This window comes from Methanosarcina baltica (genome assembly GCF_055394095.1).
The window spans coordinates 2,771,055-2,793,538 of sequence record NZ_AP042463.1 but is presented as its reverse complement, the minus strand read 5'-3'; the positions used below and the strand labels follow the sequence as shown (position 1 = coordinate 2,793,538).

Below are 22,484 nucleotides of genomic sequence, written 5' to 3'. Positions count from 1 at the left end.
ATATATATTATTAGACAGGTAGAAAGATTCCGTTGGATGAGTGAGATATAATTTAAGATGTAAATACCTGAAAATGTAAAAGAAAGAGGATGATTCAAAAATGGCAAATGAAGAAATTTTCGACAAGCTTCGTGATTCAATCGTAAACCAGAACATATCTGGCTGTGTGGAATTAACAAATGAAGCTCTTGCTGACGGGATTTCAGCACTTGATATTATCTCAAAAGGTCTCTCCGTTGGGATGAAGATCATCGGGGACAAGTTCGAAGCCGCAGAGATATTCCTGCCTCAAATCATGATGTCCGCAAAGGCAATGAAAGGCGCAATGGAAATCCTCACCCCTGAACTTGCAAAGAACAGGGTTGAAGGAGACGAAACCGGAACCGCAATTACCTTCGTTGCAGAAGGAGACATTCACGACATCGGCCACCGCCTTGTCACCACCATGATCGGCGCAAATGGCTTTGACATCATCGACCTCGGCACTGACGTCCTCAACGAGACTGTCGTTGAAGAAGTTGCAAAGCACAAGGGAGAAAAGATTATCCTTGTCGGTTCAGCTCTCATGACCACCTCCATGCTCGGCCAGAAGGACCTCATGGACCTGCTCAAGGAAGAAAACCTCCGAGACAGTGTAAAGTGCATGTTCGGAGGCGCACCCGTATCCGACGGCTGGATCGAAGAAATCGGCGCAGACGCAACCGCAGAAAACGCTGCAGAAGCCGCAAAGGTAGCACTTAAGATCATGGAATAATCGTAGACACAGGAGATATTGATATGACGTTCACCAACTCATTTGACTGCTACGAATTCTATGACCGTGCGAAAAAAGGCGAGAAGTGCACCCAGGACGACTGGGATCTCATGACAATCCCCATGAAGTCCATGGAACTCAAGCAGAAGTACGGGATTGACTTCAAGAACGAGATCATCCCTACCGACAAAGGCATGATGGAGAATCTCTTCAAGGCCGGATTCGAGATGCTCCTTGATTGCGGTATCTACTGTACCGACACCCACAGGATCGTCAAGTACACCGAAGAAGAGATCTGGGATGCCCTCAACAACATCAAGACGGAATTCCAGTTAGGAACCGGCAGGGACTCAGTAAAGTTCAAGAAGAGAAGCATTGGCGATAAGAGAAAGCCAATCATCCAGGGCGGTCCTACCGGGTCCCCTATCTCCGAAGAAGTCTTCATGCCAGTCCACATGAGCTACGCCCTTGAAAAGGAAGTAGACACCATTGTGGACGGGGTCATGACCTCCGTTCGTGGCAAGCCCCCAATTCCGGGAAGCCCCTACGAAGTCCTTGCAGCCAAGACCGAAACCAGGCTCATCAAGCAGGCAGCAGCCCTTGCAGGCCGCCCCGGTATGGGCATATAGGGCCCCGAGACTTCCCTCTCCGCTCAGGGAAACATTGCCTCTGACTGCTACGGCGGCCAGATCTCCTCCGACAGCCACGAAGTCTCTCAGTTAAATGAACTGAAGATCGACCTCGATGCAATCGCAGTTATCGCCCACTACAAGGGGAACAGCGACATCATCATGGACGAACAGATGCCAATCTTCGGCGGATACGCCGGCGGCATTGAAGAGACGGCCATAGTGGACATCGCAACCCACATCAACGCCTTCGTCATGAGCAGCGCAAGCTGGCACCTTGACGGGCCTGTCCACATCCGCTGGGGTTCAACCAACACCAGGGAAACCCTGACAATCGCAGGCTGGGCATGTGCAACAATCTCCGAGTTCACAGACATCCTCTCCGGAAACCAGTACTACCCATGCGCTGGTCCATGTACCGAGATGTGCCTCCTCGAAGCCTCCGCCCAGTCCATGACTGACACAGCCTCAGGCCGTGAAATCCTCTCCGGAGTCGCAGCCGCAAAAGGTGTTGTTACTGACAAGACCACAGGTATGGAAGCCAGGATGATGGGAGAAGTCGCAAGAGCAACCGCAGGCATGGATATCACCGAAGTAAACGGTATCCTCAACAAGCTCGTCGGCCTCTACGAGAAGGACTACGCAAAAGCCCCTGAAGGAAAGACCTTCCAGGAATGCTATGACGTTATGACCGTCACACCAACCGACGAGTACGTCCAGGTCTACGACGGCGCAAGGAAGAAACTCGAAGACCTCGGTCTTGTATTCTGAGCCAGGTTCTGGGTTTTTCAGGTTTCGAAATTAGCAGGTTCAGGAACTTTTCGGTTTTCTTTGATTTACCTGAACCTGTCGCATCCTCCTTAAAAATTTATGATCTGCTTAAGGAAGGGGTGGCCTGCATCACCCCCTTCCGAGATATATATTAATAATTTAATTATTTTTCCTGTTCTTTAGCAGAGCCCCGCGTGCAGTAATACCTGAATTCAAGTCCGGATTTGTTGGTTACCGGACAGTCAGAGCAGATACAACCTTTTTCTTCAGTGATACATGTGCTCTCTCCGATAGTCCCGAAACAATATCCCCCTTTTTCACCACATTCCACCCAGGAAGGGCATTCCTGGCAGATACAGAGCGATAGAACCATTTCTTCCTGTTTTTGTACCCTTTTATGACTCATTTCCGTGTCCATAAAATCTCCTCCTAATTTATAAAAGTCCGAATAATAATAGAGCCCTTCAATATGAATATTGACGTTTGGGTTTCAAATATTTATCCGGGATCTGGTCGGGGCCTGAAAAAATAGAAAAATTAGAGGGAAATTCATAAAATACTCAAAAAAAACGAATGATTAAATTTACGAAAAAAAATCAGGTCACAAAACCCGGCCCCTGATAACCATCAACTCCTCAAAAGAAACCTTTTTCCTCCCCACGATATCGACCTCAAACCCCATGCCTTCCATCTTCTCCTTCACTTCCTTTACCCCCGTAATCGAAGAGATCAGCACGAGAACTTTCCCGCCCGGCCTGAGATAATCCCTGACCTCATCTAAAAACCGGTCCAGGGTCTCCCGCCCGCTGACCCCCCCGTCAAAAGCGTAATTCAGCCAGCCGGAAACCCTCTCCTCTCCAGAGGTGGGAAGGTAGGGCGGATTGAAGAGAATCAGGTCAAAAAGCCCGCCCGTACCCCCTGACTTAAGACCTTTGAACATATCGGCCCTTATAACTTCTACCCCATTCTCTTTCGCACAGCGAGCGGCATGTGGGTTAATCTCAGTCGCAAGCACCCGGACGGAAGGGTTGCCGGCCCTGAGAACGGCCGAGACAAAACCGGAACCGGCCCCTACCTCCAGGACACGCATTCCTGGCCCGACTTTTCCGCGTTCTCTGAATTCTTCGAGAGCTGCGTCGGCCAACAAAAAAGAGTCTTCTGCGGGCTCGTAGACCAGGTCTTCGGGGCCGAGCTTCACCGTCACGTTTTTATACTTAATTTCTACCATAATTTCTCAAAAGGACCGGGGTCAGGTTCAGGATTCGAATTCAGGTTCTGGCCGGGATTTTGCTTTTAATTCTAATATCCGGTTCGCCACCTCGGCAAGTTCTCCGGGTTCGAGGTTCTCGGGCCTTTTGCTAAGGAACTCAGCCGGGAGCTGGCTTACGACTTCCTTAACGTCCGGGATCCTGAGGAGGTGGTTCGTGTTCAGGATGGCGTTTCTGAGTTTCTTTCGGCGCTGACTGAAGACAGCAGTCACGAAGTCCAGAAAGAAAGTCTCGTCTCTGACCTCAAAGGGAGAGGGACGGGGGACGAGCTTTATTACAGCGGAGTTCACTTCCGGGACGGGCTGGAAGACCTCTTTGGGGACATTCATGAGGATGGAGGCCTCGGCAAAGTAAGAGGTATTCACAGTCAGGCGGGAATAGTCCTTGCAGTTGGGGGGAGAGACCATGCGCTTTGCGAACTCGTACTGGTACATGAGGACCCCCATTTTGAAGGGGTGGCGAAACAGCTTGAAGGTGATTTCCGAAGAGATGGAATATGGAAGGTTCGAGACCACCTTGTCAAATTCCGGGAAATCTACTTTCAGGACGTCCCCGTGGATGATTTTGATGTTCTCAACATCCCCGAAACGATCTTGCAGGACCTCGACCAGCCTGGGGTCGAGTTCGATTGCGATCACTTTTTTTGCGTGTCTGGCCAGCCTTTCGGTCAGGTTCCCTATCCCGGCCCCTATTTCAAGGACAGTGTCCTCCGGCCCCAGTTCGGCCGCAGCCACTATCCGGTCAAGGTAGCCGGTGTCGATAAGGAAGTGCTGGTCAAAAGTGCCTCCCTTTATACGGTATTTCTTAAGAATTGAGCGGACCAAGATACAAGCCTCCTAAAAAAGTAAGTTAATAAAAAATTAAATTTTAAAAAAGTAACGGGATTGAAAGTTGATTGAGACTGAATTGATACTATTCAAAGTTCTGCAAAGTCCCGAAGGTTTCTTCACTCAATCGTGTCTCTGCTGGCGCGGAGGAAGGGTAAAGAGCCTGTACTTAATGAAATCGTCCTTGAGCTCTTCCTCGATCCTGTGGGAGATAAGCTTTGCGGGATCATGCAGGGACGGGATCCTTTCGTGGATATTCTGGAAACTCGTGAATTCCCCTTTCTTACGTTCATCGATGACGGCCCACATGAGCTTTTTCCCGATTCCGGGCAGGAGGTCAAGCATGTGCAGGCGGGTGGTGATGGAGTGAGCCTCATTGAAAAACTTCACAAGCCTTTCTTCATGGTACCGGACGCAGGCCTCCAAAATAAAGGGAAGTTCGAGGTTTGCCCCATGGGTCAGGTCCTCATAACCGATCCGCTGCTTTACATGGTCTATGACATCCCGGTCATTGGTACCTATGTAAACCCTAGACTGGATTTCAGGGACTACCCCGTTTTTGGGGACAAGTTCCATGAGTGTGAATTTTTTATCACCCACTGCCTGAACAAGCGGCTTTTTTTGAATTAAGGACATAGTATCTATGGATTTCCCGTAGGGGAGATAATCAAGCACCCAGACGTATTCCTCTCTTTCTACCGTGCCGCCTCCTGGTTTTCTGGATGAGCGAGACTCTCTATCAGGATGATTTTTGCCTGTCGGGTGTCTGCCCGAAGAATACTTTTCGTTATTAGACCTGCCCGCATGAGGAATTCCAGTCTGTGATCTATCTGCTTTCATCAACACCCATCCAATTAATCCATCGAACTACATTAATGATTGAAAATCCAGAAGGATTTCACCTTAAGGATTATTTTATATCCATTAGCATAAGGGGGAGTCCCCGTCCTCGAATTTCCGGTTTTCCGGAAATAGCAGTGAGGGAATGAATACGTCAAGATTCTTGCCGCTTCTTCTGTTGCTTTTTTGACAAATACATTTTCAGTATTGGTCTCCTTTTCAGGAGTGGGACCACATTGCCAATGTTATGCTGGCCTGTCAATGACCTGAATACCCCTCTAACCTCTCAGGGATGTTTAATCCAGGTCGAAATCTCCGTGAACATGTGGAGTATCTACGAATATCATGACCAGCATAGCTAAAGGCTATTCAACCAGGGCTTACCGAAGCAAACCCCTTACTCTAAAACCAAAGGTTTTAGGTAGAGGTAATTGACCTTCAAGTGGTTCCGACCTTAATGAATCTCAAACCCCTATGGCTAATTTAATTGGCTAATTTAAGCCAAAGCTAATGTGAACTAATCCCGTGGCTAAAATTTTAGCCTGAAGGCTCAGGAAAGGGATGCCCCCACTTCCCGCCTGCTCGTTAAAGCTGTAGTTTAATCTATTGCTTCAGCTACGTATTCCAGAATCTGATCCAGTTCCTCATTACTCAGGGTGTACTTTTCCTTCGTATAAATTGCTCTGAGTTCATCGCGGGACCGGGGCGTGAGATCTGTGATCCGAACTGCAATAACAGGCCTCATTTTCTCCAGTTCAAGCAGTCTATTTACCAGTTCCCGGGATTTTTCCCCCCCGGTCTTTGCAAAGAGGTCTGCGTGGTGAAGGGATTTTCTGAATTCGTATCCAACCTCCAGGTCCCTCTCTCTGCGTTCCTCCATTATTTCGGTCAGCAATTCCTTGACTTCGGCAAGTGTTAGTAATTCTTCACTCAGGACATTCTTTACTATCATTGGAATACACTCTTTTCTAATTAAAAGATAGAATTCAGTTTAATTATACAAACTGCCCGTACCCTCTTCCATCCTGTCCGGATCATATTTCGTCTTCATGCCCCGCCTTTCAGCGTATATTGAAAACCTTGAATATGTTTGGAATTACTTTTCTTTGACAATATTCAAGTATATGTCCGATAAAGAATATATAATTATAGATGTTTTCAAACAACTATAAAACATTTTTTAAAGGTCATCGCTGTTTTCAAATATTTACCGTTAGATACGGCCAGGGCAAAAAGTCTGATATATTAAATCGTCGAGCTACAAACCAGACCTGGTTACATTGGTCATCGGTTAAGATACGAATGATTACAAACGTGTTATTTATATCATATTTTCCGTCAACTACAAAATTGGAAATCGATATGCTGTTAAAACACGAGGAGTCAATTTAGGGTAAACAAAATCCTTAACCGAATATAAATGGACCTGGTTATTAATAGGGCAGGGTCAATAGGGGGCAGCCATATCAACCGGTACGGACATTGAGCAGATTATATTCGATGAGTGCTGGATCAATGGCCGACCAATTCGAGATTATTGCTCTGGTATTCGTACGTTACCCTGAAGACCAATTAATCCATCGGCCAGTAAAATATCAAAGCACTGCTCAGCTCAATATTAAAATTATAAATCCAAAAAGATGGAATTCAAACCTGTTTCCATTATGTTCTCTCCATAGTGCATCCTCTCTGGAAACTATTCTTTGCCGGGACTCCGGAATAGAAAAGTTATGATATAAAATATACCCAGAGGCCGGTCAGAACGAAGAGACTATACAGGCTGAAAACCGGCAGGACTGAAATCCAAACGTCGAGCTTTTAAGACCCGACATTCAGATTGCCTGACATTTTAATTTGTTGAATTAGTTGTATTTCTGTGGTTTGAGGTGGCCGGGCAGGGAAATAACTTCTTTCATTGCGTTTCCGTCTCTCACCTTAAGCAGGTATGCGCGTCCGCGCTGGCTGATTACTTTTCCGGTAGAACCCTGGAACTTGGCGTTAGGCATGCCTTTCTGGATGCTCGGGTCGATGTCAATGTGGACCATTTGCCCTTCTTCGAATTCCTGGATTGACCTGACAACAGGGGAAATACCTCTCTCACGAACTGTTTTCTGTAACTTGTACCTTGTGCAGCGTCTCTCACCATGTGAATTTGTCATCGCTTTTTCCTCCGTTAGAATGCTCAAATACTTGAGTTTTTTATTAGTAATTTATCTCAGACAGCAGAAGACTCCTTCCTCGACAGTTCCGACTTTGGAGGAACTGACAGGTGGGAAATGAATGCGTCGAGACTAAGGCCCCCATTTTTTGTTTAACAGGGGACTTTAATGTTGTTTGACAGTGACCTTATGTTCTGTCCTCCTTTGCAGGAGTGGGTCCACATCGCCACTGTTATACTGGCTTGTTAATGACCTGAACACTTCCCCTACCTCTCAGGGATGTTTAATCCAAATCGAAATCTCCGAGAACGTGTGGAGTATCCTCGAATATCATGACCAGTATAACGAAAGGCTATCCAACTAGGGCTTACCGAAGCAAGCCCCTTCCTCAAAAACCTGAGCCATTAGGCGAAGGTTTTAGGGAGGGGTAGTTGACATTTAAATGAAATTCCGATAAATGAAATAGATCCAATTTAAACTTTGTTCCATTGCAGAGTCTTAACTTTACAAATCGCCATCCGCTTTGGAAAGATCCCGGAACCGGTTAAAAGAACCGGTCAACATGACCGGGCCAGTTCAGGACATCAGATTTCAACATCGACATCGATAACGTCAAGTTCCTCGACCGTTGCAGGGATTCCTAAGAGTCCGGTGAGGCTTGGTTCTGTCCTTCCTTCATCCCCGGAGACCAGCTCTTTCACGTAGAGCCCGCCTGCGCAATGCACGGTGATATGGGCTCCAGCCTCTGAAAACTCATCGAGTTCCATCCTGTGCACACGCCTGTCTCTGACAAGATCAGCCCTTCTGTGCATCACCCTCTGGGGGGTCTGCTGGGCAATCTCAGCACCGCTAAGAGTATCAAGGCAGGATTTAAGCTTTTCCTCTGAAACAGGCTCTTTAAATGTAACTTTAAGCTTATAAGCTTTATCCGCCTTCGAACTTTTAAGGGTTTCAATAACACCCTTTGAAACGAATTTGAAATCCCTGACCTCTACCTTTCCAGCTGCGTTTTCATTTATCTCCCGCATTAGTTGCGCAAGATCAAAGTTCCGCCGTTTTGGACTCTTTGCCTCCACCACGAAAGGCCTGCCCGTGCCCAGCATCAGAGCATCGATATCTTCCCTGCCCGCACCGTGGAAAGCCGTATCTACAGCCTCAAAAGCCTCGACCACGGGGGCCTTCATAAGCTCATCCACGGACTCAGAGTACTGTTTGCCCGTAAAGTTGCAACTCTCACAGCCTTTCCCATGGCATTTGCGGCAGGGCCAGCGGGTCTGGGGAATACCCCTTACAATTTTCCTGTACCTGCCGTAGATATAGACAGAACGGACCTGAAGGTCCAGCGTTTCCTTTGCCAGGTCAAGGGTTATCATGATATCGGGGTTCTCGAAAGCGACATCTTTTCCCACCTTCTCGGCAATCCTCTTTCCGACCTCCCGGTTTACCTCAGTTTTTAACTGCTCGGCATGGGTGGTCCCGCTCTCGGCCCAGAGAATCTCCTCGTTTTCACTGAGAAGCCCGCTCACCTTCGTGCCCACAAGGAAAGTCGAGTACTCAAGGCCCTCAAGAATCCGGGCAGCTTTTTCGGCCCAGAAATCGAGTTTTTTAAAGAGGTCAAGGCAGACCCAGCACTGTTCGTCCTCTTCCTGAAGCCTGAGAACCTTTCTTGCAAAAACACTGCATGGGACAAGGTCCTGCAGGAGGGAATCGTCGTTTTCGCTTTTGTAGAGCCGGTCCCCTTCCAGAGCAAGCGTGAGTTTGACAGCCTGCCCCCGCTCCCGGTTAGTGAGCCCTGTGGATAACTTTGCGAACTGCCGGCCCAGGCAATTGTCGCAGATCGGACCTTCCTCTAATATTTTTCTGGAAATTTCAATGATGTCCATCGGTTGCTCCCTTTTTGTGAATTCTGTAAAACGAACATGAATGCTCTGAAATGAATGTATAAGGGTTGATAACTAAGAAGTGAGTGTCTGAATTAGTGAATTCCGAATATGCCACTGAATGTATACCTGCGGTATAAGCTTATTCGTTTACCGTATCGGTTTTTAAATCTTGCTCGCCTGTGCCTGCATTAATGTTTTCAACCCGATCCATTTCATTGTTGATGAGGGTTATGCAGTGGTTGGAATGAAGTGATATAGGGCCCACGGATATAATTTTTGCCCCGGCCTCCAGGAGTTCCGCTTCCTCTTCTTCCGTAACCCCGGTATGGTCTCCCAGGACAAACACGGGATCGGAAAAGGTTTCTACGACCTCCCGGATGTCTTCTCCATCTTCCCTGAGGTAATAAATGGAACGGCCCTCAAACTGGTCCAGGAGGGTTTTGAGGGTTCCCCTGCGGATCCATACCCCTGGGGTAGAACGGACATAGATATCAGAAGCCTCTTTCATGAGGGCCTTGTTTATGAGAGAGCCACTGCTTCTTTCGTCCGGGTTGAGGTACCTCAAATACTGGCCCTCAAAACGGATGATTTTTTCGGGGTCAGGTTCCCCCAGCAACAGAAGGTGCACGTTTACGTCCCGCCTCATCCCGAAAGAGAGGAATAGAGCTGAACTTACGCAGCGGCAGAGAATGTCCATCCGGCCCGCGGCTCCCGGAAGGTCATTTAAGGAAAAATCACTGCTCGTTTTGGCTTTGTGCCCTATGATTACAATATCACGCATGGAGGCATTATATTTACGGAAGGGATATAAAAGATGTGTGCATGTTCATGGACACGGATTATGACTTGAAAATTATAATCAGATACAGGACCCAGAAATAAGAATTAGATACAGAATCCAGAAATAAGAATCAGATACAGAATCCGGAAATATACTCACCCAGCTTTAAAATTCGGAATTTTAAAGATTTCTATTTAGAATCACTATCAAGAGGACTTTCAACCACAGAACACACGGAAAGACACGGAAACCGGCCTGCGGCCGGTGAGTACGCCGGGATTTTAAATCATCGATTCAGAATTTACTGTGAACAAAACGACAGGGCAACCGTACTTGCCGTCTTCCGGCCTTCTTTTTCCGTGTATTCCGTGTGTTCCGTGGTTTGAATGCACACACAAAACACCTCCTCATACAAAAACACAGCAAGAATTAAACAGAGAACTGCCATCAGCAAAATTCGGAATTTTCGCGTCAAAATGAAAGGCAATAATCCAATATAATTCGGATTTATAATCCTGTATGAGTATAAGAACCAGATACAGGACCCGAAAATAAGAATCAGATACAGGGCATTACTCAGGTGGGACAAAATGAAGATACTCGCTATTTCCGACCTCCACGGAAAATATTCAAAAATCAAATCGATGCTTGAAAAAGCCGGAGACTTTGATCTCGTTGTCATAGCAGGGGACCTGACCAATTTCGGGCCTGACGAGCAGGTTAAAGAACTTTTTGAGATGTTTGACAAATTTGATAAACCGGTGTTCGCGATTCCCGGGAACTGCGACCTCAAAAGCATCCTGAAAACGCTCGATGAATCAAAGGCTACGAACCTGCACGCTCGGGCTGAAAACCTCGGGAACGTCCGCTTTATAGGACTTGGAGGCTCAAACCCCACTCCCTTTGAAACCCCCTTTGAGCTCCCGGAAGAGGAAATCGAAGAAACCCTTGAGGGTCTGGTCTGCTCGGCGGAAAAATCAGAGGAATGTGGACCCATAGTACTCCTGACCCATGCTCCTCCTCAGGGAGCCTGTGACGAAATTTCCTGCGGGCATGTGGGAAGTGCCGCCATAAGGAAGTTTGCGGACAGAGTGGATCTTATCATCTGCGGGCACATCCATGAGGCAAAAGGTATCGAAAAAGCAGGAAAAGCCGTGATCGTGAACCCAGGGGAAGCCAGTAAGGGGGCCTGCGCCCTGATTACCCTTGCCGAAAAGAAAGACGGAAAGCCCATTGAAGTAGAACTGATAGAAGTCTAAGCCACGGGCCCGGATATCCCCATTATTTTTTAATCCCATCTCTTTTTTTATTTACATTTTCATCCTTTTTATTGTCCTCTTTTTACTTTTTCAGTACAAAGTCCAAAAATGGGAATCGAAGTATTAAAATAATTTAAATACTTAAACTGTTACATATAACCATCTGAGGTATTATCACGGATATCGTACAGGAATTTGGTTTTGACCCAGTAATTCTGGATTTTTTTAAAAAATTGGCAATTTCATTCCTTATAGGGATACTTATAGGAATTGAAAGGGAACATCGGAGCCAGGCACATGATATCTTTGCGGGAGTCAGGACTTTCGCAATAACCTGCGTAACAGGCATGCTTTCCGCCTTTGTGGCCCTTTCTAACGGGCCTGAATTGCTTTACATAACGGCCCTTTTTTTTGCGGCAATCTCATGTATCATAGCGTATTCAAAAATATTTCTCTTCCAGCGCATAGGAGTAACCAGCCCGATATCTCTTTTCCTGACCTTTCTGCTGGGGGTACTCGTAGGCTACGACTACTGCCTTTTTGCGATTGTCTGTGCCATCCTGCTGGCTTTCCTCCTCCTGGAAAAACAGCCCATGCACAGGTTTGCAGAAAACCTTTCCAGAGAGGAACTTTTGAACGCAACGCAGTTTCTTGCCGTTGCTTTCATTCTCTACCCCGTAATGCCAGACAATAAATTCTTCGGGCTGGTCAACCTGAAATCCGGCCTCATGATAGTGGTCCTCGTATCCCTAGTCAGTTTTTCGAGTTACGTGCTCCTGAGAAAATTCGGGGCTTCCCGGGGACTCTCTTATTCGGGAACCCTGGGTGGGTTTGTGAACAGTGAAGCCACCACGGGGGCCCTGGCCGGGATTTCAAAGAAAAGTGAAGCTATGACCGCCCCCGTCTTTAAGGGAATCCTGCTCTGCAATACCGCAATGCTCCTCAGAAACCTCCTGGTTGCCTTTATTGTGGACCCGAGCGGCAAGACCACCTTTCTGATGCTGCCCCCCCAGTTAGCGGTCATACTCATCTCTATCTTAATAGTACTGAAGGGAAACAAAAAACTCTGCCTCACGGGAGAGGAGGGGCTTTCGATCCAGTCCCCCTTTTCCCTCGGCCCGGCCTTCAAGTTCGGGCTGGCCTTTACCCTGATCCTTATCCTGGGAAACTCTGCAAACCAGGTGGCAGGGACAGCCGGGGTCTACGCAACCGCCCTTGGGGCCTTTGTGAGCAGTTCCGGAGTTATCGTATCGGTTGCCCTCCTTGCAGTAAACGGGAGCATTTCCTATACGACCGCCGCGAACACGGCCGTGCTTGCAAGCCTCATAAGCACCTTAAATAAGATACTCCTTACAAAGATTTCCGGGTCGGGGGAACTATATTCCCTGGCAAAAAAAAGGTTCGGGCTGCTCGCCTCCGTGGGGCTTCTGGCCCTTGTTCTATGGAGTTATTATCTGAACAATATCTGAAGAACTAACGGAAAAATATAGGGGAGCCTGACTTATGCTAAATGCCTGATAGTTATAATTTAACATTATATTATATAATTGGAGTATGTTATATCTAAGAATAAGAAAGGTCTATTTCTTAAGGAAAGGATAAAAATAAGAAAATATGGGTAAAAAATATAAATATTTCCTCATATACATTTAGGAATGGAAATTTGACAAATACGGGTTCTGTTACGGTTATTTCCTGATATATCGAATTATGAATAAGCAGGTGGGAATTATATATATGAAGCTAAAGATACTTGTCGTACTTTTCTTGTTAATTTCGGTATTGTTTGCGGGGTGTATAGGGGACGAAGAACCGACTTCTGAAGAAGTGGAAATCCCAACTGAGATAGAAACTCCTGAAGAAGTGGAAACCCCGATTGAAATAGAAACTCCTGAAGAAGTGGAAACATCTGAAGAGGTAGAAGTTCCTGAAGAAGTGGAAATTTCTGAGAAAAGTGAGCCAAAAACCTATCTGATAAGGCTTGAAAAATATCTTATGAGACCTTCGGAAGTGGAAATAAAAACAGGTGATATAGTCGTCTGGAGAAATTCCCAGGAACCCAGAAGAATTTTTACTCTTGTTAGTGAAGAAGAACTTTTCGAAAACAAGAATCTTGAGTACGGAAAACCTTTCACTCATGTATTCAATGAAACAGGCATATATAATTTCAGCATAATAGGCCAGCCAAAAATGACTCTGAATGTTAGTGTGATCGAAGCGTAATGATACTGTCGTAAAAGTCCAGAATTGCCCCGAATTCGGCCGATTTCATCATGGAGACTAAAATCAATAAGTCCACATGATGCCGATTTATGAAATATATATTCGATTACTGTATGTGATTAATTAGAGACTCCTGACTTTTACGACGCTCTCGTAATAGGTACATCGAATTCAAAGAGTAACTTGCTAAAAAAACATTTTGAACCGGGTTTTGACCGGAAGCTTCGGGCCTCCAGGGCCGGACTTTCTCTATTTTTAAAAAACAATTTCCTGGCAGAGAGAACTGCTATTTTTCAGGGTTAAGTCTGGTTATCATGGTTTACTTCATAGTAGTCACCAGGGAGAGCTTTTCTAATGTCTTTTAGAAATCAATTAATCATTTTTCAAACATATTCAAAAAATATTAATAGGTATTTTATTATTCATAAGAATTGCATATAAGGAGGGGGAATTAAGAATGAGTACAAAGAACTTAGTCCTGCTTCTGCTACTTGTATCAGTGCTGTTTTCCGGATGCCTTTCTTCTGAAGAAAAACCGGAAGAAATGGAAATAAAGGAGGAAACAAGAGCATCCGACGCAAAAGCAGTTCCGGAAGAACCAGAAACATCTGAGGGGGAAAAAGAGGCTGAAATAGCGCTAGAAACAACGGTCGAAACAAAAGGACTCAATACTTCAGAAAATTTGAGTGATGTTGAAGAACCTGAATCTTCAGAAAAAAAGCTTGAAATTCTGGAGCCTGATGAAAGCAAGCCTGAGACTTATCTGATAAGGCTTGAGAAACACCTGATGAGGCCTTCCAGACTTGAAATAAAAACAGGGGATACGGTTGCCTGGAGAAATTTTCAAGAACCCAGAAGGCTCTTTACCCTTGTAAGCGAGGAAAACCTTTTCGAAAACAGGACCCTGGAATACGGGAGACCCTTTACCTATATATTTAATGAAACCGGTGCGTATAACTTCAGCATCATCGGCCAGTCCGGAATGAAAATGACCATTATGGTAAAATAAGACATAGAAGAATAACAGCCATTTAGATGAACTGTAAAACAATCGTAGAGGGTACGACAAAACTTCTGGTCCCGATTCCTCTTGAGGACTCTAATTTTCCCCCCTCTGCGGCTCCTGTCTTTTATAACCCCGCGATGGAACTCAACCGCGACATAAACGTTGCGGCAACGGCTGCTTTTGTAAAAAGGCTGCTTGCAAAGAGGGACATGGCAATTGAAGATATACGCTACCTGGATGCCTTTTCCGCATCCGGGATACGGGGGCTCAGGGTCGCAAAGGAGGTAGGGGTCCACGCAACCCTGAACGACTGGAGCCCGGAGGCTTTCGAGCTGATAAACAAAAATATAGAACTTACCGGGCTTTCGGAAAAAGTGGAAGCGTCCCGGAGAAACGCAAACGTGCTGCTCCATGAGTCGAAGTTCAATATTGTAGACATTGACCCTTTTGGGACGCCGTCCCCATTTCTGGACGCGGCATCCGTTTCAGCTCTTAACCTGCTTTCGGTTACGGCAACCGATACCGCACCTCTCTGCGGGGCCCACCTGAATTCCGGGATCAGGAAGTATGCGGCGGTCCCGCTTAACAGGGAGTTTCACAGTGAAATGGGGCTCAGGGTCATGCTCGGGGCCTGTGCCAGGGAGATTGCAAAGCATGATAAAGCAATGGTCCCTCTCCTTTCCCACTCCACCCGCCACTACGTCCGCGGCTACCTTGAAATCCGAAACGGGGCCAAACAGGCAGACAGAACCCTTAAGTGCATGGGCTTCCTTTCCTACTGCCCGCATTGCGGGGGGAGAGAAACAGTCCGGGGGCTTGCTGTCCATATAAAGCCGGAATGCCCTTCCTGTGGAGGACTTACCGAAATTGCAGGCCCCCTGTGGCTTGGCCCCCTGCGAGAAAAGGAATTTTGCGACGAGGTGCTCATAGAACTGGAAGAGAGGCCCCTGAGCACAAAGGAAAAGGCCTCAAAGATCATAAGTTTCTGCAGGGACGAACTCGATATCCCCATGTTTTACGACCAGCACGTCATCTGCAAGCAACTGGGAGTTTCGGCAAGCGGAATTGACCTTTTAATCGCCTCCCTTAAAATAAAAGGCTTTAAAGCCTCAAGGACCCACTTTAGCGGGACGTCTTTCAAGACCGACGCATCCGTTGCAGAAATAAAAGAAATAATCCGGGCCCTCGGATAAAAGTTTCAAGATTCCACAAAAAAGTCAAGTGTGATAGCATGTCCGAAGAAGATGCAGAAAAATTATTTTTGCAGGAAAAACCAGCTCTTGCTCTGCTTTTTGTAGGTTTTACGGAAAAAACCTATGCCTCCGTTATTTCAAAGGAAATAGATTCCACCTTTGCCCATACCACAAGGATACTCTCTAAAATGGAAGAGTGTGGACTCATCAGATTCACATATGAAGGACGGATAAAATTCGTTGAACTTACGGAGTACGGAAAGAGAGTAGAGATTTCCCTTAAGGAATTCCGGGACCTTCTCCGGGAGTCAGGCCCAGCCGGGGAAAAGTTCCGGAATCCCGAAGGTATCGAAGATATCGAAAACACCGAAGATACCAGAGATATCGAAAACACCGAATATACAAAAAATACCGAAAATACTGAAAATATCGAAAACGTAAAAGAACTGGACCCTTTAAATGCCGGGATCTTTGAAAAAATCCAGGCCCTCCATAACAGGATTGAAAATATCTACAGAGAAGCTATGGAAAGGAAAGAGAGCCAGGATTCAATCTCCCGAAAACTTGGCCCCTTCAGCCGGGATATTAAGAAACTCCGGGACCAGATCGAAGAAGCCGAGGGCAAAGAAGAAGGCGGGGGGGGGTTCCCCCCCTTCATCGATGAAACAGTAAAGGATGCCCTTGACGAAACCTTAAAGTTCCTTGAATCGTGCCTCAGGCCCTGAGCCCGGAGGGCCCGATTACAGGAAAGTAAAACCTAACAGGAAGAACATGAGAACGATAGTAATATTTCAGCCCATATACGGGAACCGGGAACGAGCAATCAGGTCCCTTAAAGCCCTGATCAATAACGACTTAAAAGACCTTGAAGTAGAATGTGAAATTTCGGTATCTCCGGAAGGCTGGGCAGAGCTTAAGCTTGAGGGAGAGGATGAAGAAGTTTCGTTAAACTTTTTAAATACCACATACGGCAGCCCTGTGAAAAAAGCAGAAGCAGGAAAGCTTTACAAAGGCTTTGTCCGGGCCGTGGAAAAAGACGCCATCCTGGTTGATATAGGCTGTCCGGTAAAAATCGGGGCCCAGGGACTGAAAAGCCTTGGAGGAGGGACACCGGAGCAGATTGCATCAAGGTTCGGAATAATCCCCTTCCTCCCGGTGGAAGTGGTGATCCTTGAAAATAAGACGGAAGTCGTGGGCCGTTTCAGTAAGGAACTGCTCGACCGTTTCTGGGCCTGGAAAAAGTCCGGGACGGACAGAGTCATCGTAAACTCCGCCACCCGCTCGGAACTCAAAAGCGCTATAAAGAAAACCAGGCACGGAAGGGATATTTACGAGATTGAACGGCTGGGGCTGCTTGAGCACGCCGTCGTGTGCCGGGAAACCACGGACGGGCCGGGAATTGTAGCGGCAATAGGACCGCTTCTTAAATCGCAAATCGGCGTTGTAATAGGAAAATCTGAGTAAATTAGGTAAAAAAGAGAAAAACTGTGTCAGCTACCTCTTAAGGACCCGAGCCCGGAGACGAAGGTTTTATCTGGGGGTAGTCCACAGGAAAATCGACCACTTAAAAATAATAAGTATAATGTAATGCGAAAAATATAATATATTATTTCCATATGATTCTGCATTAAAAATTTCATTCAGTTATGGTGAACAGGCAGTGCCCATGGCCGGTCCCGTAACATTCGGTCTCTTTTACCCTGAACTCTTTTCCGAGTTTTCCCTCAAGGATGCCTTCTATAAGCCCTTCTTCAAAAGAACAGAGGGTTTTTCCGATACTCAGCATCGATCCTTCTTTAAAGGAGTCTTTGACCACTACGCTTAAGGGGTCTTTTTTTACAAGGATTCCCTTCCCCTGCAGTTCAAAAAAAGAGGCCATTTCTCTGAGAAGCCCTTCAGGGTCCTCAGCCCTGAATTTCAAAGCCAGTTTGTCCCCTATATCGTTTCCTATTTTTTTCATGATCGGGGCGTTGTCAAGCCCGTAAGCTTCACAGCCAAAGCAAAGGGCGTGAAAAAGGGATTTCATAAACAAGAAATGGTCCTGGTTCCGGACCAGGGATATCTGCTCCAGAACCATGTTGTAGTTTTCAAGAGCGGGTTTGCGGGAACAGCCCATGTACTGGCAGGTAAGATAATAGTTTTTCCGGCGCCGGTCAGCAGGGTCTACCTGCTCCTCCACAAGTTCCCTGGCCCTGAGTTTATTGAGATGAACGGAAATCGTGGACTTGGCCTTTGAGGTATGCCTGACTATTTCATCAAAGGACCTGGAGTCCTCTTTAAGCAAATTCAATATTTTCAATTTTACAGGACTGTCTACAGCAACAAGGCCTTTTTCAGTATAGAAAAATTCCGTTTGATTTCCAGGTCCTGTCATAATATCTTTACATAAGTTGTATTCTCGATATATAAATGTTCGCTGTTGTACGAATAATTAAACATATTATATATTTTGCCCGTTATATGTACACTGGGTCGGATAAAGTGAGAATACAATTCAAAATAATTAGTTTATATATGACCCGGAATATCCTCTAAAAATTTAGAAATAGAAAAGAAAACCTTCAAAATCAAACTTTCGCCAGTATCATAAAAAAAAGCAGTAGTGGACTCGGCGGGATTTGAACCCGCGGCCTTTACGTTGCGAACGTAACGATCTACCCCTGATCTACGAGCCCTCGAATGAAAAAATAGAGAAAGAAGTATAAATAAGTGTTGCTGGAACAGCGTCCGAGCAAGAACTTATTTTATAAAGTTAAAGGCGGCCGAGTTCCAGGATCTGGATACTTTCGGCACCCTCGACTTTTGCGAAAGCTTCTTCGACAGCTTCGGTCCCGCCTTCCTGGTCCCCGACGATTACGGTGACGATGAGGGCCTTGAGGCCGAATGCAACAGGTTCTTCGATGATTTCCCCATAGACTTCGGAACCTTCCGTAACGGCTGCTCTAAGCTTGTCTTTGAGTTCGCCGAGGTCGGTTTCCACGTCTGAGGGCATGATTTTCATTTTTACCGCTACTTCACCCATACTTTATTCCTCTGTATTTTATTTATTTCGCTTTATTAGAAATTCGCGAGCTTATGGCCCCTGGTACCCACATGCGGAACATGTGTATAAGTTGCCCTGCTGCCTGCAGCTTGTGCATCTCCCAATTTCCTTTCCACAGTTCGGGCAGGGGAATCTTACATAGCCTTTCTCTACAAGGCGGATCCCACATGAGGTACAGTATTCGACTTTGGTTGACATTTTATACTCCGATTAAATTTGTTTCTAATAGTAAAATCTGCAATGAATGAAGGCCTGTAACGAATAAAGGTGCTCAGGCTTCCTGCCTCTTCGGCACCCTGAAGTGTCAAGCTTTAAAGCAGAAACAAGCCTTAAAGTGAAAACACTTTTTCTGGAAACGGCCTGCTCCTTTTGCACTACTCATATACCATATCCGATTTAAATATTCCCCTTTGCCACAGTACCCCGGACAGGCTTTCCGGAAAGCGCTCCAAGCACCCTTTCAGGGAATTTCCCGTTTACGATCACACAATCCATATGGTTTTCCAGAAGAAAGGCTGGTAGGGCAGGGTCCGTACAGCTTACCTCCATCAGGGCAAGTTCGGCTGCGGAAACCTCTTTAAGGAGTTTTCCGTCCCGGAAAACCCCATCCACATCCGTAACTTTCACCAGTTTCGCGCCCGTCCTGCGGGCAACCCAGGCCGCAATGCTATCCGAGGTCACGTCCCAGGAATGAGGAAGAGGGTCTTCTTTTTTCAGGACCCTGTAAGGGAGCAGCACCCTGACTCCGCCCGCCGGGTTTTCAGGGGATTCCGCGCCCTCAGCCCCGCTTTTTTCCATAAGGTAGTAGGCGTACTGTTCCATAGCTAGCACGGCCATCCAGTGAGAGGCCTCGTTTCCTATCCCGAACTTTTCGTCCGCAGCTCTCACGGCATCCGCAAACATCCCGCCTCCGGGGACGATCAGGACTGAAACTTCTTCTTTAGGGAAAAAAAAATCAGATACCTTTTCTTTGGAAACTTTTTCACATTCAACCGGGCTTTTTCCGGAGGGAATCCCTACATGGCCGAAGTGCTCAAGCAGCATTTTAACGATTTCCGGGGCCTCCTCTATGAGGCTGCCCCCGATTTTAACAACCGCTTTCATTTTAATCATGCACCTCTTTTGTATATTCCTTGCCTCTTTTTTCTGCCCTGTCCCACCTCTCATACGGGCCCGGTTTTATGAATGCTAAAAATATAATTTCATAAATTATATCCTTGGTTCCAAAATTTTAAGCGCATAGGAGCATTTTTACAAATTCATGGTCTCATTAGATGCCGATTTTAAAATACAACCAAAAGAATGATGTGCTTAAATTTAAGCGCATAATTCTACATCAAGCATTTATGCGCCTAAAAATGCGGAATGCAGGTTATATCGGGAATTGCTCTATACCAATACAGGTTGTGTTTTTGTTGGTGAAGACGTTTGGTGTGGACATTCAAACCACGGAACACACGGAACACACGGAAAAAGACGGCAGGAAGACGATATTTAAGGTTGCTCTAACGTTTTTCAGTCCGCTTGAGTGAGCGAAGCGAGCGAAACGGACCTCGTGCTGTTGCGATTTCATCGCAACTCCCAGGAAATCTTCGATTTCCTGTGATCCCGAAGCGAAACTCGGGTGCTGAAGGCCGGTTTCCGTGTCCTTCGGTGTGTCCCTGGATAAAAAGTTCTCTTGATAGTGATTATGGACAGAGAACTTCAAAATTCCGAATTTTAAAACTGGGTGAGTATATAATATTTGACTCGTTCTTTACTCAAGCTCCAGCATCCGGGCCGCCGCATAGGCCGGAAAGACCTTCGAAATGTCCTCACCCCAGCGTTCGGCCACAGAAACGCACTCAAAGCCCAAGCTTTCGGCCGCTTCCCGAACCATAAATTCCCCAAGTCCCGCAGTTACGACTTTTTCAAGCCCGTGTCTGGTCGCAACTTCGGAAATCGCAGTCCTGAGCCTGGAGATTTGTTTTTCCTTTACCTGCCGGGCGAGTTTCAGTAGTTCACTCTCCGAAATTTCAGAAAGATCCGCACAGACAACCCGGGCGAGTCTCCTCATGGCTTCGGTTTTGCTCCTGCCCGCCCCGTCCGCGGTCTCGCAGGTGAACTGCTCTTCCGTGATGTCCCCCAGAAGGAGGTAGGCGTCCGCAGTCGTTGCGAAAAGTTCGGACGAGGTCCTGCACCCGCCAGCTTCAAGCTCGACACTTTCCAGAAGAGCCGCAATATTTGTCCGGAGGGTCCCCGCATACACGAGTTCACTCCGAAGAAGCCTTGAGAAATCGGTGAGTCCGGCTCTGTGTTCTCCGTCGAGAATAGGAATGATGTCGCTTGTGGTGCTGCCCACGTCCACAAAGACGCAGTCTCCCATCTCGGCCCCGATCAACCGCGCGGAGGCCGCCCAGTTAGCCGCGGCGAGGTCCCGGAAGGCTTCTCCGGCTTTGAGGAACCTGCCCCTGCTATTGACGTATGAGACCTTTTCCTTTCCGAAAGCAGCTTCCACGGCTTCCATGATAAAGCGGATGCCTTCATCCTTATCCTCAAAGCAGTCGGCAAGTTCCCCGGTCATGACCGCGGCAACCTTTTCAGGCTGCAAACGCTCTGCGATTTCCCTGAGGACCTCCGGGAGTTCTGTGTTTTTCCAGAGAGGCAGGTAGTGCAATTCTATGAGTTTTCCGTCCGCAGAAGCAAGTTTAGTGTTTGCGCCTCCGATATCGAGCCCTATAATCCTTGATGACATATTTGATACCTTTTTTAACTGTTTTTTTTCATTCCGGTTCGTTTCGTTTCAAAGACGCTTCCTTTTGACCCGAAAAGTTCCCCTAACCGGTCTTTTGAAAACCTGTATTCCCCTTCAAGCGTTACGGAATCAGGCAGCGTCCCGAAGCGGTTTTGGAGCAGGAGCTCCCCGATTTCTTCTTTCATGACCCTGCTAATCCCGAAAAGGGAAGCCGTAGGCCGAGGGTTTACATCCACCACATAGGGCCGGTCCGCAAGTACGATGTCAACCCCTATGTAGCCCGAACACTTCAGCACTTTTGCTGCGGCAAGGGCGGTTTCAATAAGTTCATCTCGTCTGGGGGTTTCAAAAGGAGTGAGGCTTCCGTTGTACTTTATGAAGGAAACGCCTTTTCCGGAGTTATTTCCACTTATTTCACATTTTCTGCATTCTCTACATTCATCCCTTTCTCTACTTTCTTCACATACTATATTTTCGTCACTTTCTCCGGCCTGCGGGATGAATTCGATAAACTGCCTGTTTACGGTAAGAGGCAGGGATTTTTCCCCGGCAATCAGGCTCACACTCAGGTGCATGCCCTCGATATACTCACAGGCGATAAACCCCTCCTTTTCCTCGAATTCTTCCACAAGGCAGGTGTTTTCGGCCCCGCAGCCAGATCGGGGCTTGAGAATATAGCGTTTTCCCGCCTCCGGCCTTTCAACGATTTTCGGGGCCGCTATACCGGCTTTTATGAGCAGTTCCGTGCACTTCAGTTTATCCGCGCAGCAAGCCGCCGATTCCGGAGAACAGCCCAGGTTTTCCGTGTATTCCTCCAGGAGCCCGTTAAGCTCAGGGAGCATCTCATCAGGAGCGATCAAAAGCCCGGCATCGCATTCCTTTGCCTGCTTCTCGATTACGGCCAGGAAGCTCTCCGCAGAGGACTCAAGGGGATTTCCGCTGTCAACTTTCGTGCCGGCCGTCGGGTAGAACACCTCATGCCCAGACCTTTCGAAACTCTGTGCAAGGGTCTCGAGCATTGCGGCCCCCTCGGGGATCAGAAACCTGTCGGCGTCCGTCCCGACAGCGAATTCTGCGATCAGGATTTTCATCGGGAAGGAGAAACCTGTCATTT

At 47.0% G+C, this 22,484-nt stretch carries 22 protein-coding genes, 1 tRNA gene and 1 pseudogene; 9 read left to right on the top strand and 15 right to left on the bottom strand.

What is annotated here, in order from left to right; all coding sequences use genetic code 11:
- Positions 1–100: 100 nt before the first annotated feature.
- Both ACZ5QV_RS12365 and ACZ5QV_RS12360 read left to right on the top strand, forming a co-directional pair.
- Positions 101–754 carry a methyltransferase cognate corrinoid protein gene (locus ACZ5QV_RS12365; protein ID WP_464600091.1) on the top strand — a complete coding sequence of 218 codons (654 nt, stop codon included), beginning with the start codon at positions 101–103 and terminating at the stop codon, positions 752–754.
- A 23-nt stretch (positions 755–777) separates the two neighbouring features.
- Positions 778–2,154: pseudogene (locus tag ACZ5QV_RS12360) on the top strand (monomethylamine:corrinoid methyltransferase).
- A 163-nt stretch (positions 2,155–2,317) separates the two neighbouring features.
- On the opposite strand, the gene ACZ5QV_RS12355 reads toward ACZ5QV_RS12360, so the two are convergent.
- The 8 genes from ACZ5QV_RS12355 to trmY form a co-directional block, all read right to left on the bottom strand.
- A complete protein-coding gene (locus ACZ5QV_RS12355; RefSeq protein WP_464600090.1) occupies positions 2,318–2,572 on the bottom strand; it encodes a DUF2769 domain-containing protein in 255 nt (84 codons plus the stop codon).
- 183 nt (positions 2,573–2,755) lie between these two features.
- On the bottom strand, positions 2,756–3,382 hold the full coding sequence (locus ACZ5QV_RS12350; RefSeq protein WP_464600089.1) for a HemK2/MTQ2 family protein methyltransferase: 627 nt from the start codon (positions 3,380–3,382) through the stop codon (positions 2,756–2,758).
- Positions 3,383–3,409: 27 nt separating this feature from the next.
- The gene (rsmA, locus tag ACZ5QV_RS12345; RefSeq protein WP_464600088.1) at positions 3,410–4,246 is read right to left on the bottom strand and encodes a 16S rRNA (adenine(1518)-N(6)/adenine(1519)-N(6))-dimethyltransferase RsmA; all 837 of its coding nucleotides are present in this window, start codon (positions 4,244–4,246) and stop codon (positions 3,410–3,412) included.
- Between the two features lie 126 nt (positions 4,247–4,372).
- Positions 4,373–5,089, bottom strand: a complete 717-nt coding sequence (locus tag ACZ5QV_RS12340; protein ID WP_464600087.1) for a DUF655 domain-containing protein — start codon at positions 5,087–5,089, stop codon at positions 4,373–4,375.
- 598 nt (positions 5,090–5,687) lie between these two features.
- On the bottom strand, positions 5,688–6,041 hold the full coding sequence (locus ACZ5QV_RS12335) for an RNA polymerase Rpb4 family protein (RefSeq protein ID WP_464600086.1): 354 nt from the start codon (positions 6,039–6,041) through the stop codon (positions 5,688–5,690).
- 910 nt (positions 6,042–6,951) lie between these two features.
- Positions 6,952–7,248: a 50S ribosomal protein L21e gene (locus ACZ5QV_RS12330; protein WP_464600085.1), complete on the bottom strand. Its 297-nt coding sequence runs from the start codon at positions 7,246–7,248 to the stop codon at positions 6,952–6,954.
- A gap of 584 nt (positions 7,249–7,832) precedes the next feature.
- A complete protein-coding gene (locus ACZ5QV_RS12325; protein WP_464600084.1) occupies positions 7,833–9,131 on the bottom strand; it encodes a tRNA pseudouridine(54/55) synthase Pus10 in 1,299 nt (432 codons plus the stop codon).
- A 139-nt stretch (positions 9,132–9,270) separates the two neighbouring features.
- The gene (gene trmY / locus ACZ5QV_RS12320; RefSeq protein ID WP_464600083.1) at positions 9,271–9,912 is read right to left on the bottom strand and encodes a tRNA (pseudouridine(54)-N(1))-methyltransferase TrmY; all 642 of its coding nucleotides are present in this window, start codon (positions 9,910–9,912) and stop codon (positions 9,271–9,273) included.
- A gap of 590 nt (positions 9,913–10,502) precedes the next feature.
- On the opposite strand from trmY, the gene ACZ5QV_RS12315 reads away from it, so the two are divergent.
- The 7 genes from ACZ5QV_RS12315 (at position 10,503) to ACZ5QV_RS12285 (ending at position 17,057) form a co-directional block, all read left to right on the top strand.
- Positions 10,503–11,171, top strand: a complete 669-nt coding sequence (locus ACZ5QV_RS12315) for a metallophosphoesterase (protein ID WP_464600082.1) — start codon at positions 10,503–10,505, stop codon at positions 11,169–11,171.
- A 233-nt stretch (positions 11,172–11,404) separates the two neighbouring features.
- Positions 11,405–12,640 carry an MgtC/SapB family protein gene (locus ACZ5QV_RS12310; protein ID WP_464600081.1) on the top strand — a complete coding sequence of 412 codons (1,236 nt, stop codon included), beginning with the start codon at positions 11,405–11,407 and terminating at the stop codon, positions 12,638–12,640.
- Positions 12,641–12,881: 241 nt separating this feature from the next.
- Complete coding sequence (locus ACZ5QV_RS12305) at positions 12,882–13,394, top strand: cupredoxin domain-containing protein (RefSeq protein ID WP_464600080.1); 513 nt, start codon at positions 12,882–12,884, stop codon at positions 13,392–13,394.
- Between the two features lie 457 nt (positions 13,395–13,851).
- Complete coding sequence (locus tag ACZ5QV_RS12300) at positions 13,852–14,403, top strand: cupredoxin domain-containing protein (protein ID WP_464600079.1); 552 nt, start codon at positions 13,852–13,854, stop codon at positions 14,401–14,403.
- A 26-nt stretch (positions 14,404–14,429) separates the two neighbouring features.
- Positions 14,430–15,593 carry a tRNA (guanine(10)-N(2))-dimethyltransferase gene (locus ACZ5QV_RS12295; RefSeq protein WP_464600078.1) on the top strand — a complete coding sequence of 388 codons (1,164 nt, stop codon included), beginning with the start codon at positions 14,430–14,432 and terminating at the stop codon, positions 15,591–15,593.
- A 38-nt stretch (positions 15,594–15,631) separates the two neighbouring features.
- Entirely contained in the window at positions 15,632–16,318 is a 687-nt protein-coding gene (locus ACZ5QV_RS12290) for a MarR family transcriptional regulator (protein ID WP_464600077.1), read from the top strand.
- 46 nt (positions 16,319–16,364) lie between these two features.
- Complete coding sequence (locus tag ACZ5QV_RS12285; protein WP_464600076.1) at positions 16,365–17,057, top strand: DUF2110 family protein; 693 nt, start codon at positions 16,365–16,367, stop codon at positions 17,055–17,057.
- Between the two features lie 172 nt (positions 17,058–17,229).
- Here ACZ5QV_RS12285 and ACZ5QV_RS12280 read toward each other — a convergent pair whose 3' ends face one another.
- The 7 genes from ACZ5QV_RS12280 to ACZ5QV_RS12250 all read right to left on the bottom strand — a co-directional run bounded on the left by ACZ5QV_RS12280 (position 17,230) and on the right by ACZ5QV_RS12250 (position 22,482).
- Positions 17,230–17,967: a V4R domain-containing protein gene (locus tag ACZ5QV_RS12280; RefSeq protein WP_464600075.1), complete on the bottom strand. Its 738-nt coding sequence runs from the start codon at positions 17,965–17,967 to the stop codon at positions 17,230–17,232.
- A 229-nt stretch (positions 17,968–18,196) separates the two neighbouring features.
- Positions 18,197–18,268: transfer RNA gene (locus ACZ5QV_RS12275), tRNA-Ala, on the bottom strand.
- A 77-nt stretch (positions 18,269–18,345) separates the two neighbouring features.
- Positions 18,346–18,615 carry an elongation factor 1-beta gene (locus ACZ5QV_RS12270; RefSeq protein WP_464600074.1) on the bottom strand — a complete coding sequence of 90 codons (270 nt, stop codon included), beginning with the start codon at positions 18,613–18,615 and terminating at the stop codon, positions 18,346–18,348.
- Between the two features lie 51 nt (positions 18,616–18,666).
- Positions 18,667–18,834: a zinc finger domain-containing protein gene (locus ACZ5QV_RS12265; RefSeq protein WP_464600073.1), complete on the bottom strand. Its 168-nt coding sequence runs from the start codon at positions 18,832–18,834 to the stop codon at positions 18,667–18,669.
- 198 nt (positions 18,835–19,032) lie between these two features.
- Positions 19,033–19,749, bottom strand: coding sequence for an amino acid kinase family protein (locus ACZ5QV_RS12260; protein ID WP_464600072.1), 717 nt, complete (start codon positions 19,747–19,749; stop codon positions 19,033–19,035).
- Between the two features lie 643 nt (positions 19,750–20,392).
- Positions 20,393–21,370, bottom strand: a complete 978-nt coding sequence (locus ACZ5QV_RS12255; RefSeq protein WP_464600071.1) for a hydantoinase/oxoprolinase family protein — start codon at positions 21,368–21,370, stop codon at positions 20,393–20,395.
- Positions 21,371–21,384: 14 nt separating this feature from the next.
- Entirely contained in the window at positions 21,385–22,482 is a 1,098-nt protein-coding gene (locus ACZ5QV_RS12250; protein ID WP_464600070.1) for an ATP-grasp domain-containing protein, read from the bottom strand.
- Positions 22,483–22,484: the final 2 nt, after the last annotated feature.

Coding starts and splice junctions, on each gene's coding strand:
- ACZ5QV_RS12305 (WP_464600080.1), top strand. CDS start 12,882: ATGAATAAGCAGGTGGGAATTATATATATGAAGCTAAAGATACTTGTC.
- ACZ5QV_RS12265 (WP_464600073.1), bottom strand. CDS start 18,834: ATGTCAACCAAAGTCGAATACTGTACCTCATGTGGGATCCGCCTTGTA.
- ACZ5QV_RS12355 (WP_464600090.1), bottom strand. CDS start 2,572: ATGGACACGGAAATGAGTCATAAAAGGGTACAAAAACAGGAAGAAATG.
- ACZ5QV_RS12350 (WP_464600089.1), bottom strand. CDS start 3,382: ATGGTAGAAATTAAGTATAAAAACGTGACGGTGAAGCTCGGCCCCGAA.
- ACZ5QV_RS12340 (WP_464600087.1), bottom strand. CDS start 5,089: ATGAAAGCAGATAGATCACAGACTGGAATTCCTCATGCGGGCAGGTCT.
- ACZ5QV_RS12270 (WP_464600074.1), bottom strand. CDS start 18,615: ATGGGTGAAGTAGCGGTAAAAATGAAAATCATGCCCTCAGACGTGGAA.
- ACZ5QV_RS12260 (WP_464600072.1), bottom strand. CDS start 19,749: ATGATTAAAATGAAAGCGGTTGTTAAAATCGGGGGCAGCCTCATAGAG.
- ACZ5QV_RS12290 (WP_464600077.1), top strand. CDS start 15,632: ATGTCCGAAGAAGATGCAGAAAAATTATTTTTGCAGGAAAAACCAGCT.
- ACZ5QV_RS12295 (WP_464600078.1), top strand. CDS start 14,430: ATGAACTGTAAAACAATCGTAGAGGGTACGACAAAACTTCTGGTCCCG.
- ACZ5QV_RS12335 (WP_464600086.1), bottom strand. CDS start 6,041: ATGATAGTAAAGAATGTCCTGAGTGAAGAATTACTAACACTTGCCGAA.
- ACZ5QV_RS12300 (WP_464600079.1), top strand. CDS start 13,852: ATGAGTACAAAGAACTTAGTCCTGCTTCTGCTACTTGTATCAGTGCTG.
- ACZ5QV_RS12280 (WP_464600075.1), bottom strand. CDS start 17,967: ATGACAGGACCTGGAAATCAAACGGAATTTTTCTATACTGAAAAAGGC.
- ACZ5QV_RS12365 (WP_464600091.1), top strand. CDS start 101: ATGGCAAATGAAGAAATTTTCGACAAGCTTCGTGATTCAATCGTAAAC.
- ACZ5QV_RS12315 (WP_464600082.1), top strand. CDS start 10,503: ATGAAGATACTCGCTATTTCCGACCTCCACGGAAAATATTCAAAAATC.
- ACZ5QV_RS12255 (WP_464600071.1), bottom strand. CDS start 21,370: ATGTCATCAAGGATTATAGGGCTCGATATCGGAGGCGCAAACACTAAA.
- ACZ5QV_RS12325 (WP_464600084.1), bottom strand. CDS start 9,131: ATGGACATCATTGAAATTTCCAGAAAAATATTAGAGGAAGGTCCGATC.
- trmY (WP_464600083.1), bottom strand. CDS start 9,912: ATGCGTGATATTGTAATCATAGGGCACAAAGCCAAAACGAGCAGTGAT.
- ACZ5QV_RS12330 (WP_464600085.1), bottom strand. CDS start 7,248: ATGACAAATTCACATGGTGAGAGACGCTGCACAAGGTACAAGTTACAG.
- ACZ5QV_RS12285 (WP_464600076.1), top strand. CDS start 16,365: ATGAGAACGATAGTAATATTTCAGCCCATATACGGGAACCGGGAACGA.
- ACZ5QV_RS12250 (WP_464600070.1), bottom strand. CDS start 22,482: ATGACAGGTTTCTCCTTCCCGATGAAAATCCTGATCGCAGAATTCGCT.